At 39.4% G+C, this 17,999-nt stretch carries 20 protein-coding genes; 9 read left to right on the forward strand and 11 right to left on the reverse strand.

The genetic code is table 11. From position 1 onward, the window contains the following. Positions 1 to 716 precede the first annotated feature (716 nt). From SGI74_12120 to SGI74_12155, 8 genes are all read left to right on the forward strand, one after another. Positions 717 to 2,531 carry a 30S ribosomal protein S1 gene (locus SGI74_12120; GenBank protein ID MDZ4678241.1) on the forward strand — a complete coding sequence of 605 codons (1,815 nt, stop codon included), beginning with the start codon at positions 717 to 719 and terminating at the stop codon, positions 2,529 to 2,531. Positions 2,532 to 2,643: 112 nt separating this feature from the next. Beyond that, complete coding sequence (sppA, locus tag SGI74_12125; protein ID MDZ4678242.1) at positions 2,644 to 3,558, forward strand: signal peptide peptidase SppA; 915 nt, start codon at positions 2,644 to 2,646, stop codon at positions 3,556 to 3,558. A 6-nt stretch (positions 3,559 to 3,564) separates the two neighbouring features. Then, positions 3,565 to 4,053: an HIT domain-containing protein gene (locus SGI74_12130; protein MDZ4678243.1), complete on the forward strand. Its 489-nt coding sequence runs from the start codon at positions 3,565 to 3,567 to the stop codon at positions 4,051 to 4,053. Beyond that, positions 4,050 to 4,466, forward strand: a complete 417-nt coding sequence (gene mce / locus SGI74_12135; protein MDZ4678244.1) for a methylmalonyl-CoA epimerase — start codon at positions 4,050 to 4,052, stop codon at positions 4,464 to 4,466. Before SGI74_12130 ends, mce begins: the two co-directional genes overlap by 4 nt. 5 nt (positions 4,467 to 4,471) lie before the next feature. Continuing rightward, on the forward strand, positions 4,472 to 5,248 hold the full coding sequence (locus SGI74_12140; protein MDZ4678245.1) for a rhomboid family intramembrane serine protease: 777 nt from the start codon (positions 4,472 to 4,474) through the stop codon (positions 5,246 to 5,248). 13 nt (positions 5,249 to 5,261) lie between these two features. Next, positions 5,262 to 5,462 carry a hypothetical protein gene (locus SGI74_12145; protein ID MDZ4678246.1) on the forward strand — a complete coding sequence of 67 codons (201 nt, stop codon included), beginning with the start codon at positions 5,262 to 5,264 and terminating at the stop codon, positions 5,460 to 5,462. A gap of 2 nt (positions 5,463 to 5,464) precedes the next feature. After that, entirely contained in the window at positions 5,465 to 5,797 is a 333-nt protein-coding gene (locus SGI74_12150) for a hypothetical protein (GenBank protein MDZ4678247.1), read from the forward strand. A 108-nt stretch (positions 5,798 to 5,905) separates the two neighbouring features. Further along, on the forward strand, positions 5,906 to 6,391 hold the full coding sequence (locus SGI74_12155; GenBank protein ID MDZ4678248.1) for a single-stranded DNA-binding protein: 486 nt from the start codon (positions 5,906 to 5,908) through the stop codon (positions 6,389 to 6,391). Positions 6,392 to 6,393: 2 nt separating this feature from the next. Here the strand turns inward: SGI74_12155 and SGI74_12160 are convergent, their stop codons facing one another. Continuing rightward, positions 6,394 to 7,377: a L,D-transpeptidase family protein gene (locus SGI74_12160; GenBank protein MDZ4678249.1), complete on the reverse strand. Its 984-nt coding sequence runs from the start codon at positions 7,375 to 7,377 to the stop codon at positions 6,394 to 6,396. Between the two features lie 170 nt (positions 7,378 to 7,547). Between SGI74_12160 and SGI74_12165 the strand changes: the two genes are divergently transcribed. Continuing rightward, positions 7,548 to 8,078 carry a flagellar basal body-associated FliL family protein gene (locus SGI74_12165; protein MDZ4678250.1) on the forward strand — a complete coding sequence of 177 codons (531 nt, stop codon included), beginning with the start codon at positions 7,548 to 7,550 and terminating at the stop codon, positions 8,076 to 8,078. A 20-nt stretch (positions 8,079 to 8,098) separates the two neighbouring features. Here SGI74_12165 and gspN read toward each other — a convergent pair whose 3' ends face one another. From gspN to gspE, 10 genes are all read right to left on the reverse strand, one after another. Continuing rightward, entirely contained in the window at positions 8,099 to 9,034 is a 936-nt protein-coding gene (gene gspN, locus SGI74_12170; GenBank protein ID MDZ4678251.1) for a type II secretion system protein GspN, read from the reverse strand. Positions 9,035 to 9,069: 35 nt separating this feature from the next. After that, a complete protein-coding gene (locus SGI74_12175; protein MDZ4678252.1) occupies positions 9,070 to 9,765 on the reverse strand; it encodes a hypothetical protein in 696 nt (231 codons plus the stop codon). Beyond that, positions 9,765 to 11,423, reverse strand: coding sequence for a pilus assembly protein PilM (pilM, locus tag SGI74_12180; protein ID MDZ4678253.1), 1,659 nt, complete (start codon positions 11,421 to 11,423; stop codon positions 9,765 to 9,767). The genes SGI74_12175 and pilM overlap by 1 nt, the downstream gene beginning before the upstream one ends. 15 nt (positions 11,424 to 11,438) lie before the next feature. Continuing rightward, a complete protein-coding gene (locus SGI74_12185) occupies positions 11,439 to 12,653 on the reverse strand; it encodes a type II secretion system protein GspK (GenBank protein MDZ4678254.1) in 1,215 nt (404 codons plus the stop codon). Next, on the reverse strand, positions 12,650 to 13,468 hold the full coding sequence (locus SGI74_12190; GenBank protein ID MDZ4678255.1) for a type II secretion system protein GspJ: 819 nt from the start codon (positions 13,466 to 13,468) through the stop codon (positions 12,650 to 12,652). The genes SGI74_12185 and SGI74_12190 overlap by 4 nt, the downstream gene beginning before the upstream one ends. Next, positions 13,458 to 13,946, reverse strand: a complete 489-nt coding sequence (locus tag SGI74_12195; protein MDZ4678256.1) for a prepilin-type N-terminal cleavage/methylation domain-containing protein — start codon at positions 13,944 to 13,946, stop codon at positions 13,458 to 13,460. The genes SGI74_12190 and SGI74_12195 overlap by 11 nt, the downstream gene beginning before the upstream one ends. Beyond that, positions 13,943 to 14,566, reverse strand: coding sequence for a prepilin-type N-terminal cleavage/methylation domain-containing protein (locus SGI74_12200; GenBank protein ID MDZ4678257.1), 624 nt, complete (start codon positions 14,564 to 14,566; stop codon positions 13,943 to 13,945). The genes SGI74_12195 and SGI74_12200 overlap by 4 nt, the downstream gene beginning before the upstream one ends. Continuing rightward, entirely contained in the window at positions 14,532 to 14,957 is a 426-nt protein-coding gene (gene gspG, locus SGI74_12205; GenBank protein MDZ4678258.1) for a type II secretion system major pseudopilin GspG, read from the reverse strand. The genes SGI74_12200 and gspG overlap by 35 nt, the downstream gene beginning before the upstream one ends. A 134-nt stretch (positions 14,958 to 15,091) precedes the next feature. Further along, positions 15,092 to 16,306, reverse strand: a complete 1,215-nt coding sequence (gene gspF, locus SGI74_12210) for a type II secretion system inner membrane protein GspF (GenBank protein ID MDZ4678259.1) — start codon at positions 16,304 to 16,306, stop codon at positions 15,092 to 15,094. After that, positions 16,306 to 17,994, reverse strand: a complete 1,689-nt coding sequence (gene gspE / locus SGI74_12215) for a type II secretion system ATPase GspE (protein ID MDZ4678260.1) — start codon at positions 17,992 to 17,994, stop codon at positions 16,306 to 16,308. The genes gspF and gspE overlap by 1 nt, the downstream gene beginning before the upstream one ends. Positions 17,995 to 17,999: the final 5 nt, after the last annotated feature.

Raw genomic sequence — 17,999 nt, forward strand, 5'->3', positions numbered from 1 at the left:
TAGAAAAAGACGTCAATATTAAAATGAAAAAATATTCATGCCCATCAATTTCCAAGCCATCGCGGTAAAATTATGTTTCAGGTTGCGCCATTAAAAAATATTTTCGCTCATCATTTTCGCACTTAAATATTCGTACGCACATATTCGTACGCACATATTCGTACTTACATATTCGCGCAAATATCCGTGCTTAAATATTCGCGCCCATCATTTTTCAAGTTTTCTCGATAAATTTGCGCAACTACTAACAGCGCGAACCTCAAATCATTTCACACTGTACGGATCTGCAGCTCTATTTCAAACCCTCTTCCTTAGCCACCTTTAGAATCCACTTGTAGCTATCCAAGAAAATTCAATCTAAATATCATGATGGCTCAAACCTAAATTGCGTTACATCTGCCTAAAAACCAAAGCTCAATCACAAGCCAACTTCCTAAAACCAAAGCTCAATCAAATTCCAAGCGATCATATCGGCGCACGCCTCATCTCAAATGTCATGCAAATCATGAAATTGGCTGTCATACCGAGCGCTTTCGACACGAATTTGTGGCATAGAGGTAAGCCCTGACCATACTAGCTGTAATTACCTCCTGATTTCCCCTTAAAACCCTTTGACTTAGCGGATTTAGCCCAAGTATAAATGCAAGTTCAACATTATAGACCCTCAGAAACGCAATTTCGTGTTTCATTACCCCTATAATGTGAAAAGAGAATTAATGAGTATGAATGCACCTAGTGAAGCCCCCGATAAAAAGGGACAAAAATTTTCAAAATCCGAAACCGCACGTCGCGCCGTTTTAGCACAACTCGAAGCTGAAGAATTAGCCGAAGGTAAAACAAGCGCACAATCAGGCAGCGATTCATTTGCGGCACTTTTTGAAGCAAGTGTAAAAGAACGTGATTTCAACGTCGGTGATGTTGTTACCGGAAAAGTACTTGAAGTAAATTCTGACTACGTACTTGTTGATATCAACTACAAGTCTGAAGGACTCATACCTTTCAGCGAATTTCACACTGCAGATGGTAAACCCAACATTGCTGTTGGCGACACTGTTCAGGTGTACATCGACAAAGTTGAAAACGAAAATGGCATGGTTGTTTTGTCTAAAGACAAAGCAGATATGCTCAAAGCATGGAATGACATCAGTCAAGCATGCGAGCGTGAAGAACTTGTTGAAGGAACCGTCATTGCAAAAGTTAAAGGCGGTTTAAGCGTTGATATCGGCGTAAAAGCATTCTTGCCCGGTTCACAAATTGATCTCAGACCCGTTCGTAATCTTGATCAATTCATCGGCAAACGACTTAAATTTAAAGTTATTAAATTTAATAAAAAACGTGGAAACATTGTTCTCTCACGTCGTGCACTTTTAGAAAAAGAAAGAGAACATCTTAAGCATCAAACCCTTGAGACAATCCGTGAAGGCCAAATTGTTGATGGTATCGTAAAAAATATCACTGACTACGGAGCATTCATTGACCTAGGCGGTATGGACGGACTTCTCCATATTACCGATATGAGCTGGGGCCGCGTGAAGCATCCTTCACAAATGCTCAACATCGGTGATGAGATTAAAGTAAAAGTTTTAAAGTACGATACAGAGCGTGAACGCGTAAGTTTAGGCCTCAAGCAATTGCAGCCTGATCCTTGGGAAAATGTTCAAGCACGTTATGTAATCGGTCAAAAACTCTCTGGCAAAATTGTCAGCCTCGCTGATTACGGTGCATTTGTAGAACTTGAAGAAGGTGTAGAAGGCCTCATTCACGTTTCTGAAATGAGCTGGACTCAACGTGTGAAACATCCTTCAAAAATTGTGGCAATTGATGACACAGTAAATGTTGTAGTTCTTGATGTTGATACCGCCAATCGTCGTATCAGCCTTGGAATGAAACAACTTGAAGTGAATCCTTGGGTTGCATTGAAAGACAAATATCCTTCAGGCACAATCATTGAAGGCCAAATTAAATCTATTACTGATTTTGGTGTTTTTATCGGCATTGAAGAAGGTATCGATGGACTTGTTCACATCAGTGACTTCTCATGGACTAAACGCGTAAATCACCCCTCTGAAGTTTATAAAAAGAGCGATGTGATTAAAGCTGTTGTGCTTTCAGTCGATATGGAAAATGAACGCTTTAGCCTTGGTATCAAGCAACTTGATAAAGATCCTTGGGCTGAAGTTTCAAACAAGTATCCTGTTGGTTCTCAGCTCGATGTTAAAGTCACAAAAACTGCTGACTTTGGCGTGTTTGTTGAACTTGAACCTGAAATTGAAGGTTTGATCCATATCAGTGAGCTTTCAACGGAACGCGTTGAAAAAACTGAAGATGTGGCAAAACCAGGTGACATGATTAGGGCTGAAGTTATTTCTATTGATAGAGATGCTCGCAAAATCGGTCTTTCAGCAAAACAGGTTTCTGTTAAAGGTGATCGCGTTGAAATTCAAAAGCATGCCGGTGGAAAGAGTACTGCCAAAACAAGTTTGGGAGATCTTTTCGGTGATCAATTTAAACCAGGCAAATCTGACGAATAACCAGCGCAGCCTATTTACAACGAGTAATGATGTGCAAGAGCCGTTGACAACCTCAACGGCTCTTGTTTTATTGAGTGAATAATTAATTTTTTTAGTAAGTGAAGGATCCTAAATGAAAAAAAATCCCTGGGTTGTTGCGATTACTTTAGTCGGCGTTTTTATGGTTCTCATGTTCATCGGAATATGCGCGGCTATGTACACGGCCTTTGGTGAAAAAACAGCTGTAGTATCGAGCAATTCAGTTTTGATTCTAGATGTTAAAGGCATCATCATTGATAGCCGTCAGTTCATTAAAACTTTACATAAGTACCGCGAAGATGAAGATGTGAAAGCTATTGTTATTCGCCTTGATTCACCTGGTGGTGTCGTTGGCCCCAGCCAAGAAATCTATGATGAAATTTTACGAACCAGAGAAATGGGAAAACATGTTGTAGCGAGTCTGGGGAGTGTTGCTGCCAGTGGTGCGTATTACATCGCTGTGGCGTGTGAAAAAATTGTGACCAACCCAGGAACCATCACCGGAAGTATTGGTGTGATTATGGAATTTGCAAACCTAAGTCGACTTTATGATTGGGCAAAAATTGAACGTTATGTGGTTAAAAGTGGAAGTTTTAAAGACATTGGTAATGAGTACCGTTCAATGACTCCCCCTGAACGCGCTGTGATTCAAGATATGATTGATAATGTGCACAATCAATTTCGACAAGCAGTAGTTAAGGGCCGAAAAATGAAAGTCGAAGAGGTAAATAAATTCGCTGATGGACGCATTTTTAGTGGTGAGCAAGCTGTTAAAGTCGGTATGGCTGATTCTTTAGGCGGTCTTCATGAAGCTGTAGAATTAGCAGGCAAACTTGCAGGTATTAAGGGCAAACCAGAAATGGTATTTCCTCCTCCAAAGCGTCCAAAATTTATCGATATGTTTTTTGGTCAAGATGACGAAGATGAGATGTACGGAAAAGTTTTGAGAAAATCACTAGGTCTTGATCTTATTGGTCAACCTTTGTATCTCATGCCAGGTGCTCGCTAAAATTATATGAAAATACTTTTTGCTCCATGGCGATTTTTTTACATCAAAAAAGCTTCAAAAGGTGATGAAGAGGGTGTCTGTGTATTTTGCTCTGCCATAAAACTTGGTGTGAGCCCAAAATCTTTGGTCATCTATAAGGGCACTCACGCTTCAATTATCTTAAATAAATACCCCTATAATAATGGCCACATCATGGTGATTCCTCATTCACACACATCTGATTTTCAAGAGCTAAATTCTGCTGAATTCAAGGAGTTACACGATCTTTTAAAACAAGCACATCAAGCACTTAAAAAAGTCTATAACCCCAATGGAATGAACATCGGGATGAATTTAGGGCGAGATGCGGGTGCTGGAATTGTTGACCACTTGCATTATCATTTAGTTCCACGTTGGCATGGAGACACTAACTTTATGCCCGTAGTCGGAGGCACAAAGGTCATCAGCGAAAGTATTGAGCAAACATATGAAAAGCTGTTACCTTTATTCGTATGAGCCCTGATATCGAATTTGATCATATCGGCATAGCAGTTGAGAGCCTCGCAGCTCCGAGTTATGCTTTTTGGCAAGCGCTTGGTTGGCCTTCAAGGCCTGATACTGAAACAGTTGTTGATCAAAAAGTAAAAGTCGCCATGCTCCCATTAAAAAACTCAAGCTGTATTGAATTACTTGAACCAACAGACCCCACGAGTACGATCGCAAATTTTTTATCTAAAAGGGGTCCAGGCATTCATCACATTTGTCTTAGAGTAAAAGATATAGATGGCGTACTTTTGAAACTTAAAAATGCGCAAGTGCGACTCATCAATGAAGTACCCGTACGTGGTGCTCATGATTGTCGCGTTGCTTTTGTTCATCCTTCAGCCACAGGTGGAGTACTTGTGGAATTAAGCGAAAAACAGGGGTAGATCACTTGCGAAATAAAAATTCCACACCCGATTTTCAACAAATTATGCCGATCACACCGGTTGTAAAAAAGCTCATCATCGCAAATGTGGTCATATGGTTTGTCGGAATTGTTCTTATTGAACAGTATTTTTTAGCTGACCCTAAAATCAGTCATTGGTTTGGGTTAACTCCTTATAATGTTTTAAAAGATTTTTATCTTTGGCAGCCCGTTACCTATCTTTTTATTCATAGCTCAGGCCCCATGCATGTCATTTTCAATATGCTCCTTTTATGGTGGATGGGCAGTGAGCTAGAGCGCCATTGGGGTGCTAGATTTTTCACGCTCTATTATTTTGTGTGTGGCGTAGGTTCTGCCTTTTTATATATGTTCTCGGTATTAATTTATTCCATCATCTCAGGTAAGGCAGAAGTACTTTCAGTGCCTGTTGTTGGGGCATCGGCTGCGATTTTTGGGCTACTTGTGGCTTATGGTTTGGTTTTTGGAGAAAGAACGGTTTTGTTCTTCTTCTTTTTCCCCATGAAAGCCAAGGTATTCGTTGCCATCTTAGGTGCTATTGAAGTGGTCTTAGTCTTGAACAATGGGTTAATTCAGGGTAAGGTGGCCAACTTAGCTCATATCGGTGGCTTGGTTTCGGGTTTTGCTTTCTTGGTTTTATGGCCTTGGTTTAAAAACCGGGGTACAAGATCGAAGGCTTCGAAAAAAGGAACCGGAAAATTAAAACTTGTCGTTAACAAGAATGAAGATTTAAATGAAAACGATAAGCCTAAATATTGGAATTAAAGAGAGGTACAAAATGTCAAAAACTATGACTCCCCCTGAATTTGACTCACGTATGGTTGAGTGGAATCTCAAGCACAATGTAATCACCAAAGATCAACTTAAGACTTTTTTGAGTTCATTAACTGATGAATCAGAAAACTCCCAACTTCTTCAAATTGATGACGAAGATGAAGCCGTTGAATTAGCGGTTCCTCATTTAGGAGAACAGGCCTAAAATTGATTCAATTTATTCTTGGCTTTCTAGTCAGTGTAAGCTGGTTGTTAGAAAGCCAAGTAAGCGCCATGCCACGGTATTCCATTAAAGAAGGTAAGAAGTGCGCTTATTGTCACGTTGACCCTGATGTGGGTGGGCCAACCAATGAGCGCGGCCGTTATTACGGAAAACATTATAGTTTTATCGGTTATCAAGAAACGCAAAAAAAGAATCCTCAGGCTAAACCACAACTTCAAAAAGTAAAACCCAAAGCCAAATCTAAGGCCAAAGCAAAACCAAGTTCACAATCACAAGAATCGAAATCAACTATTATTGAAGTTCAGTTTGACGAATAAGTGGGTTCTTCTTGACGGCCCCTAGGCCTGCCACTTATATAACCTGTCATAGGGCGTAGAGTGCTCACATATTTCACATCGGATTAAAATCCTTATGGGAGGGGTGTTATGTCGGGAGTAAATAAAGTTATCGTTGTTGGGCGTTTGGGTGGAGATCCGGAAGTCCGTTACACTCCTGGTGGTCAGGCTGTTGCACGCCTCAGTATTGCTACAAGCGAAAATTGGACAGACAAACAAGGTCAAAAACAAGAACGTACAGAATGGCATCGCATCGTTGTTTGGGGAAAAATGGCCGAAGTTTGTGGTCAACATTTAAGCAAAGGCCGTCAAGTTTATGTTGAAGGACGCCTTCAAACCCGTTCATGGGATGATAAAGCTACAGGTCAGAAAAAATATTCTACTGAAATAGTTGCGCAAACAGTTCAATTCTTAGGAGCTTCAAGCGGAGCAAGTGCAGGGGCCAGTGCCGGCGCTAGTGCAGGTGGTGCGCGTAATTTCGACGGTGAAAGCCAAGTTCCACCTAAAGGATCCGAAGTAGGTTCTGATTTCGTACCTGAACCCGCGTTTGATTCAGACGAAGAAATTCCTTTTTAAATTTAATTGTGCGTTTGACAGCAGAGGTTATTCCCTGCCAATAGAGCTTTGGTATTGGGGTCTGTTGCTTCGCGCCATTCTTCATTGAGTATAAGAAAACGACCATTCATCTTTTTGAGATAAAGAGTTTTTGCACCAAAATCGGCGTGGTCAGTACTCGTGTAATCTTGTAAGAAACGCACAACCATATAGTCTTTGTGTTCATAGATAACGGGCATGCTCAGTGAGACCTTAATTTCTTGATATTTTTCAGCTAATCCTTGTTTGTATTTTTTGAATTGATTGCGGCTCATTTTTCCAAACTTAAAATCATCAGCATAATACTGTATGTAACTATTGATGTCTTTTGATTCCCATGACTGTTTCCATGCGGAGAGATATTTTAAAATCATATCAGATTCTTTTTTGACAACTGCAGATGGCAGCCACGTTACTTTATCGAAAATCATTATCGGAGTTTCACGAAGCGTGATGAATTGGCTGATTTTTTTAATAGTGTCATTTCTAACAACAACACAACCACGACTGCCACGCTCTAATGTAACGCTATCATCAATAGCATGGAGCCAAATACCGCTACCACCTTTGCTTAATTTTTGGTCAAAGAAATTGGGATAATTTGTAGTGAAGGCACGTACACCATATTTGAAAGCATCAAGATTAGAGCCTTCTAATTTTGTCTCAAGAAAATAAATTCCTTCAGGGGTTTTATGATCACCTTGTGAGAGTTTATCACCAGCATTTTTACCCAGATCAGAGTCATAAGTTTCAAGAGCAATGGGGGTTCCTGAGGTATTGTCGATGACATGAATTTTCTTTTTTGATTTATCAACCACGAGTGCGTAAGGAGGGAATAAAACACCATCGCCTAGTCGCAAAAGTCCTGCAGGAGATTTGCCTTTAAGTTCGTCAATTACTGCAAAACTTGTCGCAGAAAATGTAAAACAAATAAGCATTAAAAACAGTTTTAAAAGCGCTTTTGGCACTTTTGACTCCTCGTTATGCATCGTTACTTAAGTGTCAATTATTTCAGCGAAAAATGCAAAACTCTGTTTAACTTTTTGCTTCTTCTCTCGTATTTATTAGCGTGAACTTAGGCTATACTAAAGTCAAGAGTCTAACTGGTCTTTATAGCCTGCTTGTAGAGGGGTGAAATATGGCACAAGGCAAAACTGGTCCAAAAGATGAAGTCGTAGCAGTACCAAAACCTGGACTGCGTGAGAAATTACCAAAAATTTTAATGGGTATTTTTGTAGGTCTTAATTTAGCAGTCATGATTGGTGGGACCTTCATGATTTATACGATTAAAATTGCCTACCACAGGCCTACAATCACAGAAGAAACCGAGACCCAAGGGTTAGGCGAAGATAGAGATATTCGCGAAGATAAGCCTGTGCTTTACAGCTTTGAGCCCTTTACTGTGAATTTAGATGGTCGACCGCGTAAATTGGTGCGTACCACCATTCAATTAGAAATGCTCAGCGAAGAGGGTTACGAAGAGGTGGTGAATCAAAGCCCCATTGCTCGTGATCAAATTGTGAGAATTCTAAATGCAAAAACTTATGAAGATATTGAAACAATCCAAGGAAAACTTTTTTTAAAGAATCAAATTATAACAGCCCTTAATGGCATGCTCAGTCGGGGCTCAATTAAAGAAATATATTTTGGAGAATTTGTCGTTCAATAATTTGGGTGTAGGTTTGTCTATCATTGAACTTTAGTGATAGACGGTGGGCCATATAGGTTTTGTCCTACGAAACGACAAGAGTATGAATTAGTTGATGCTTGGCATTTTTCTAAAAAACTTAAAAATATTCCTAATTTTTGTTTAAACGCTTCACCCACTTGAAATTTGACAGTGAGATCATACTGATTTAGCTGAGAATAAACTTCTGTTCCTGATTTTAATACTTTCAAATCTATGCGCCCAGTTGCATTGGCGTATAAGTCGCCGCCAGGCTTGCCAATTATAAATTTTGAAATTTCATAAATACCTTTGTCCGCTTTAGACTCAAAAATAATATCATTCAATATGAGTTTTGGTAAACTCAGCGGCCCCATCATTGTATTTACACTACTATCTGGCATTATAACTTTTGAGGCCTCAAGTTGAATTGTCCCGGAGGGTTGTTCGGTAAAATCAATATCAAAATTTGAATCAACACTTCCTGAAAGATCGCCTGTGAGTCGAATGGGCATTTGTGTGAGCTTTACGATTTCTGCCAAATTTAAGTTTTCTAATTCAATATTGAGTTTTTGTTTTGTTTTACCTGCTGCTGTTTTACCACTGCCGCGGGTTGAGAGGCTGATGTCTCCACCAAGGAGTTCTTCAGCATAAATACTTACACCTGGTTTAAAAGTCAAAAGCCCTGCAACGTTAGGTGCAACTGAGAGTGATTTTGCAGTTAACCGAGATGTAAATGCAGTTTCAACATTAACGTTTGTCAGCTCAAGCCCTGGTTGGGGAACAATGCTTAGATCTAAAGTGTCAAAATTAATAAAAATTTGACCAGAAGTGAGTTCAGAAACTTTTGAAGCGACTAAATCACCTAAGTCATTAAATGGAAATAGAAGGTATAAAAAAAATATATACAAAAAACTCAGGAGCATGATTTTACTTTTATGGTATCTAAAGATGCTCATAAAAGAATTTAAAACTTTTGAAATCACGTAGCGTCCTATTCTTCTTGTTTATCTTCAGCAGGTGCTGATTTTGAATTTGAACCAGATTTTTTTAGTGCATCTGCTAGTGCACCACTCGAAAAGCCTGCAGCGATTTTAGGTGCAAAATTAATCACCTTAAAAGTTGTATAATAATAATGAGGATCCGCAGCATCGGCAGTTACTGAAAAGCTAGAAAGTTTAAGGCTCGGATCAGCATGTTCTAGTTCGTAGGCGATATCAATTGCTTGTCTAATAGTTAATTTAGAGATTTTGTACTGATAACCTCTTTGATTGGTTCCAAAGTAGGGTGATTCTGGAATTTCTTGCCCCAGTATTTGTTCAGGCAAAACACCGGCCCCCGCAATGCGCTGATCAAATTGACTTTTAAGAGCAGTGGGCGCTGGTGGAGAAGAAACATTTGGCGCACTTGCTAAGTCGCGTTCTATACGAACAAGATCACGCAACAGCTGGCGTTTTTCTTCAAAACTTACGTTCAGATCATTTGCAGTCAAAAGATTTGAAAGAGGCCACCACATTATTATTAGAATAGAAAATGTCATTAAACTCCAAACACTGACTTTTTGAGCCATTGGTGGGAGTCCTTCAAATTTTTCTTTGATAGCGATAAACAACGCACTCTCTTGTTGTGCAGCCCATGCATTTTTTAATTGTTCTTTGAGATTCTCAAAAATATTTTTAAATGTTTCCATTATTTCCCACCTTTATCACTTGATGGCACTCGTGTGAGATTCATGGTTAATAAAAATGGGAATTTTCCTGGAGCAGCTAACTGTGATTGTCCACTTGTAATATTATTAATTGATGGAATTTGTGTAAGATTTCTTTGTAGAGTGTCAAATTCTTGTTTTGAATTAACTATCCCTTCAAAAACGAGTTTGTCACCATCGACATTGAAATTTCTAACATCAAGTGTGATCACATTTTTTTGAGGCGCTGCTTGAGAAATAGATTTAACGATCTCAAGTGCTGAAACCATTTGGCTGAGTCTTACGACTTCTTTTTTGCTATCAATTTCTTCACTTTTTGCTTTGATAAAACGCTTAAGATTTTCTGGTTTGAGATCTCTGCCTGAAATATTAATAGATGGGTTTTTAGCCTGTGTTTTAAGTGCAGTCTCTACTGCGGCTAAATTATCTTCAATAAAACTCACCCGCATGGAGCTATACACAACAAAAGCTATAAATAGTGCTGCTCCAACAGAAGCTAATTCTTTATAGCGCTCCCACAAGAATTTGAAATTTTGACTTCGTTTTGAAAAATCACCTTTACGAAAATTAATTGCAGGATTTTTAGGGCGCCTAACACCTTCAAGTGCAAGACCTATGGCGATTGCTGAAGTTTTATCAGTGGATTCACTCACTGCAATATCACTGACGGCATTTTTGCCCAAATGGTTGTAAATATTTGCCGGTATTTCTAATTGTTGAGTAAGATAGGGGCCAAGATTTAAAAGACGACTCATTCCGCCCATTATATAAACGGATGTGAAATTCACATTCAAATCAGCTTTGATATCTACCATCGTGCGTTTAAGTTCGATGACCAAATTTGAAAGTGTAAGAGCTATGATATTACTAAAAGCTATTTGATCTTCAGTAGCACCTTCGTGACTGGTCAGAATAAAACCTGTTTCTGAAACACCTTTAAGAGCTTCAAGGTACGGAAGCTGATAGGCGCGGCTCACAGCATTTGTGAGATCTTTTCCCCCAAAATATAATGCCCGACTTGCAATGAGAGATTTTTCACGCATAACGTTCACAAGTGTTTTTGAATAACCAATGTGAATAATAATTTCGGCATTACTTACACCCACACTGGTATCGTGGGAAATAACTTGGGTAGGAGGAGACAAATAATCTTCAAAAAGATTTGAGAGAGCAGTCCCATCAAGACTAACCATGTCTGGGTCAAGACCCGCATCTTCACATAGTGTTAAAACTTCTTGTAAATATTTTTTAGGCACAGCAATAGCTAAAACTTGTGATGACGCTTCTCTTTGCTGAATTATACGAAAATCAAAAACTGCATCAGCTTGTGAGAAGGGGATAACGTCTTCAAGCTCAAAGGGCAAACTTTGGTGAATTTTTTTACGATCAAGAAACGGAAACGTCAATATACGCTGAACGCTATGTTCAGAGCCTAGGCTTACGATATAACGGTGAGTTGATTGATCATAAAGCCCTGCAATTTTTCGAAGAGCTTCAATTTTTTCAAGACGAAGGTCTTGACCTGGCTCGTGAGTTAGCGCAATTTCAAAAAAATCACGAACCCTGACTGTCTTTAGTGAGCTTTCAACTTCGGCAACTTTGATACTGAAACTGCCAATGTCGATTCCGACTGTACGCATGCGATCCTTGCTTAATTAAAACTCCTGCCAGAATATAATCTGCGGAGGGCCAGAACTTCCTTGCTGACCTGGGCTTGGCGAGGGTGTTGGAGTCGGTGTTGCCCCAGCTCCTGTATTACCAGGTGATGGAGACGGAGTCGGTGTCGCCAATTGACTCGCAAGCCCTCCCTTTACTTTATCAAAGTCGTAGACTATCGCAATGATTTCACGCTGCGCACGCCTATATATTCCTGTGGATTTGATTCGAAAGTTATATTCTGCGTCAAATATGAGCGGAATAACTGGACTTTGATTGAAGGTTGCGGGAATTACACCCTTTGAAGAGAGAAAACTTTTGAGATCATCTTCACTTTGAAATGGTCCTCCAATTTGGGGATCATTTCGTCTTCCAATAATTAATTTTGCACGTTCAGCATTTATTTGCGGATCAATACTCATTAATACTTCTTGAGAAGCAAGGTTTACATTGATGCCTTTTGTTCCATATACCGTCACTCGAGGGGCTATAATATTATAAAGCTCATCAGTGATTCCTTTAACCATGTGAAGTTCTGCTATTGTTTTTAGTGAACGATTTGCGGGTTTAATCGGAGGATCATTACTATTGTAACCCGATTGTTCATCACCACCACTGAGACCAACATTATCTTCGTCAATCCAATCGGCGATATTATTTATAATCTCTTGTGGCCTGATATCGCGATTATCTTTCGCCCAGTCATCATCAGCTTCTAGACGATTTTTTAAAATTTGCACTAATTGAGCATTAACAGATTGTCTGAGTTTTTCTGAAGGGGAGCCAAGATCATTAATATCAATTTTTGCACCTTCGCCCTCAATACTTGTTGCAAATGCTCCGTCAATGTAACTTTTTTTAATAGTACTTTGAATTTCATCTTTATCAAAAGTGCTGGCATCACCAGGGAGCATAGGTGGCCATGCAAAAGGAAACTGCCAAATCATATCAAGTTGTGATTTGTTTGCTCCAAGTTGTTCGCCATATTTAGCCATGACGGTTTTATAAACGCTAATTCTTAAAAGACTAAATTGAACGCCTGATTTTGCTAAATAATAGGCTCTTAACCTATCAACCTGAGATGCTCCAACTAAAAGTTCAACACGTGTACTGTAACTAATTTCAACGGCCAAAAAAGTCATGATCATGATGGAAAATAAGGTGATGAGCATTGCAATACCTTTTTGATTTTTAAGAGGTGCTTGCTTTTTCATGGCGTTGGTCCGGGTGGTGTGCCTGGAGATATTCCGGGGGAGGCTCCGGGACTTGCCTCAGTTTTTGTTCCAGGTGGTTCATTGTTGGGCATATGCACTGCCGCAACGGTTGAAAGTTTAAACTCTCTTTTGTCTTTGCCGACAGTGAGATTAATTTCTACAGCATTTGGAAATTTTCCTTGAGAACGACTCTCATCAGTGCCAGTGCTTTTCCATGTATCAACCCAATCTTTATTGTCGCCACCAAGATATTTAAATTTAAGACTCTTTATATCTTCAAGCAGTACGGTTTCTTTTCCACCTTTAGTGACGTCATCATCTAGTAATGTTGAAACACTTCTAACAAGTGCTTTTGTGGATTTTTGATCTTTCACTGATCTCACACTCTTGATGTAATAACCAATTTCGGCTTGATCACTTTCAGCGGCATTGGTGAGAGTTCGTTGATGACTCAGTGTTGTTAGATAAAGTGAATCAGGAGCTCCAATAAATGAAGTTAATTTTTCAGTTGGGATAGCTGGGCCAACTTGTTGATTATTACCAAAGGGTGATTCTTTGCCTGCGGCTTTGGCATCTGCAATCATTTTTTTCTTAATCTCTTCAGAGATGTCATACCAATGAAATGCTTGGTTTACATCGCGCGTGATAATCACTAGCGCATCTCGAACTGAAGAATATTCGTCTATGTCTTTTTCAATTTTTCCTTTAAATCGTGTGCTTCTTTGAATACTCATGGCGGTAAGAGTTGAGATGATTGATAGGATTACGACTGAAATTAATACTTCTAAAAGTGTAAAACCTTTTTTAGAAGCCACCGGGTAGCTCCTTTTTATAATCAATATATATTGTACTTAGGGAATGTCGTTGAACTTTTGTACCATGTGAATAAACAACGGTGATTTGTATTTCTCGAACCGCTTTTTCAAAATAATCAGTTAAAGTTTTAATGACTAAAGTCATGAGTTCATTTTGATTTTCGCCATCTGCATTTTTTGGAAATAACGAGGGTACTGTGAAAGGTTTAGCTTTTATTTCCCACTTATAATCAGCATATTCACTTCCAAAATCACCGGTTTCTTCATCTTTGATGTCATCAACAGTCTTATCTTTTGTTTCGAGTTCAAATTCCACAGCTTTTTTTTGTAAAAGAAGTGCAATGGTACTATAGGTGCGACCCTTACGTACGGCAAGAAGGCTTCCGTTCCAGCTTTGATACAATATTACACTTGTTGTTGCTAAAAGCAGTATCGACATCAAAACTTCAATAAGTGTAAAACCCTTTGAAGTCTTCATTGTTGGATATCCTTAAGCTTCACATATTCATCGCGTATAGTTGTCTCAGCGGTTAATGGATTCACAATGAGTGACCATTTAAATTTGTCTCCACCATGAAGATGGATTACGGTTTTTTGCACGAGTCCTTGGGGGAAAAAATGAATATAGGCTTTTCCCTCTTTGATGGGGTTAATTGAAGTCTCTGTTTCTACATCTTCAAATTTCACCCCTGTTGGGAGTTTAATCGGTTTTTTTAAAACCTCTTGATCCATAGAAAAAACAGTAGATTTTTTTCCATCATTATTCTTACGGCTAAAATTTTTATTTTCATCTTGTGAAACGATAAGTTGAGAGCCTGCCGCACTTTCAACATAAAAGGTTGAGCCATGGGTTTCATCTCCAAAATCCATGACGAGTCTATAGGTTTTATTTTTAAGACGTGCGTAATGATGTAGTTCTTTATTGAGTACAATAATTTTACGGGCGACCGTTTTGAATTGGCTGCCCGTTGATCTTCCAAGTTTTGGAATTCCGATTCCCACCACAAAAGCAATGATCGCAATGGCGATCATTAACTCAATGAGGGTGAAGCCTTTTTGGGTTCTAGTCGTCGCTGGAGATATCGGTTTTAACTCCATCTCCGCCTTCTTGTCTGTCTGCACCTAATGATCTTAAGGTGTACTTGAGTCCATCGCTACTGGAATAAATAAGATCTCCACCCCAAGGGTCTTTGGGAGCTTTTTTAAGGTAAGGTTCTGGGCCCCAGTTTGAACAGGTGCGCCCTCCAGGAGCTTGGAGAAGTGCGTTTATTCCTTGGCCGGAGTCGGGGTAAAATCCGCAATCGGTGTAAAATTGATCTAGAGATTTTCCAACTTCGCTGATCAGAATTCTAGCTTGATTCACTTTTGCTTTAGCAAATTGTTTGGATACTTGTGACACGATGACCGTTGCCATACCAGCGATGATAGCAAGTACGATCATGATTTCGATGAGTGTCATACCGCGGTTATTTTTTAAGAACTTCTTCATAACAACTAGTCCTCCTGCAAAAGGTGTAAAACGAGATCCTAGTTTCTACTGACTTTATCGTCGGGTCAAGAGCATGCTTGGTAAAAACGCTATGCGCCGCATTAAGTAGGTGCGGTTGGAATTGTATTTGGAAGTTAAGCGATCGTTGACATTTCTAAGATAGGAACAAGAATCGCAAATACGATAAAGCCAACAATTAAACCCATACTGATGAGCATGATGGGTTCAAGTAGGCTTGTGAGTCCGCTAATTGCGTTTTCTACTTGAAAATCATAGGCCTCAGAAACTTGGGCAAGCATGTTTTCTAGATCCCCTGTTTTTTCACCGATAGCGATCATGTGAATTACTATGGGAGGAAATTCCCCTGATTTTCTTAAAGGGCCTGCAACACTTTCACCCTCGCTGACGTTATCGCGAGCTTCGTTGATAACTTTTTCAAAAACTTTATTATCAACGACATTTTTAACAATATCAAAGGCGTTGAGCATGGGGACACCCCCCGCAAGCAATGTGCTGAGTGTTTTTGCAAATCGTGAAACAGCAACCATGCGCATGAGTTTTCCGAATATAGGAATTTTCATCTTCATACCGTCCCAATGAGTGCGGCCAGTAGGGGATGATTTCCATTTAACAAACATAATGATAGCGCCGATGATGCTCATGGTAAGTACATGCCAATATTCTGCGATGAAATTACTGACATCAATAAGAAGTACTGTGTACCAGGGAAGTGCTTTTTCCATTTCTTCAAACACTTTTGTAATTTGCGGAATAACAAAAACAAAAATAACAATTAAAACTGCAAATCCAAAAAAACCCATAAGCATGGGGTACATCATTGCTGATCTTACTTTGTTTCGAAGTGAATTTTGTTTTTCTGTGAATTCAGCCAAACGAATTAAAATAAGATCAAGTGTGCCTGTGGCTTCGCCAGCTTCACACATGGTGATGTATATTACCGGAAATATTTTCGGATACTTCCCAATAGCTCTGTGAAAGCTTGAACCCTCATTGACCATTTGTCTGATATCGCTGACAGCACCTTTTAAAACTTCGTTTTCAACTTGGTCAACAAGAGCTGCGAGTGCATCTACGAGCGGAATTTGTGCTTTTATAAGTGTAGCCAGTTGACGCGTCATCATGGCCATCTCAGCAACGTTTACACCACTGCCGATTCTAAAAGACGATGCGTTTTTCTTTGCCTCTTGAGCTTTTTTATCTTTGATATCGATGACGTAAATGCCATCTCGTTTGAGTTTTATTTTTGCACTTTTAATATTTTCAGCTTCAACATTACCCTTAATATTTTTGCCGGTTTTGTTGAGCCCTCGGTATTCAAATGCAGGCATTATTCATCCTCTTGCGTCGTACTGAGAAGTTCTTCAATGGTTGTGATACCCATTAAGACTTTTTTAACGCCATCGTCTCTGAATGTTTTCATGCCGTTTGCTTGTGCGGCCTTCTTAATTGTTCCGCTGTCTTTGTTCTGTAAGATTAATTGTCGAATCCCTTCATCAATTTTTAAGAGCTCATGAATTACAGTTCTTCCGACATAACCTTTTTGATTACACTGATTACAACCTACAGCTTTATGTACGCGCCCTGCATCGGCATCTACGCGTGAAGCTTCAATGCTGGCAAGTTCTGCATCAGTAGGTGTGTAGGCAACCTTGCAATGGGGGCATAACACTCTAATCAAACGTTGAGCTAATATTCCTACTAAACTACTTGAAACCAAGAATGGCTCACAACCCATATCGATTAATCTAGGAATTGCCCCTGCTGAATCGTTTGTATGAATGGTTGAGAGAACTAAATGACCAGTGAGTGATGAGTTAATTGCAATCTCTGCTGTCTCAAGGTCACGAATCTCTCCAATCATTATGACATCTGGATCTTGTCGCAAAATTGCGCGAAGCCCGTTGGCAAAGGTGAGATTAATTTTGCTGTTTACTTGAATTTGCCCAATACCGTGAATTCGATTTTCCACAGGGTCTTCAACAGTAATGATGTTTCTCTCGATACTATTGATGGCCATAATAGAGGCGTAGAGCGTTGTTGATTTACCAGAACCTGTGGGGCCGGTGACAAGAAAAATTCCATGTTGTTTATTTACCAGGTCTAAAATATTTTGAAGACTTTGATCATGAAAGCCAAGTTGTGGGAGTTCTAAAATAACATTACTTCTATCTTGCAAACGCATAACAAGTCGTTCGCCGTGAGCTGTGGGGACGGTGCTGAGTCGAATATCAATGTCTTTTCCGGCCATTTTAATAGGTATGCGACCATCTTGAGGAAGACGTTTTTCAGCGATATTGAGATTGGCCATAACTTTAATACGTGAAGTAATTGCGCTTTGTAGTTTTTTTGGCGGCTTAAAAATATCATAAAGTACACCATCAATGCGAAAACGAACAACGAGATCACGTTCGTAAGGCTCGATATGAATATCTGAGGCTTTTTCTTTTACCGCTCTAAATAAAAGAGAGTTTACGAGTTTAATAACGGGGGCGTCGTCATCGCCAGCTTCAAGTAGATCAATGGGTTCATCAAAATCATAGGCTTCGCCATCTTCGATTCCTTCAAGGCCTTCAAACGCAGCGGTACTTTTTTCATAAACTTTATTAATGGCGTCTTGAACTCTACTACTCGTGACAACAATGGGCAAAGCTCTCTTATTAAATAAAACGCGCATGTCATCGAGCACTTTGTAGTTTAAGGGGTTTGAGGTCAGAATTTTTACGTGATCATTTTCATTTTTAAAAGGGAGTATTTCATACTGTTTAGCGTAATTAATTGGAATATCACGTACAAGATCTACGGGAATATCGTTTATAGGAATATCTTTCATATAATCTACGTGAAGCTGAAGACAAAGTGCTTTGAGCATGTCGTCAGGGGAGGTGATGTTTTTCTTGGCTAAAACTTCGCCAAGCTTTTCACCATTGGGATCTTGCAATAACAATACTTCATTTAACTGATTTTCAGTCAGTGAAGTATTTTTTAATAAAAGAGCACCAATACTATCAATAGCCACTGAAA

It is taken from the genome of Oligoflexia bacterium, assembly GCA_034439615.1.
Lineage (GTDB): Bacteria > Bdellovibrionota > Bdellovibrionia > JABDDW01 > JABDDW01 > JAWXAT01.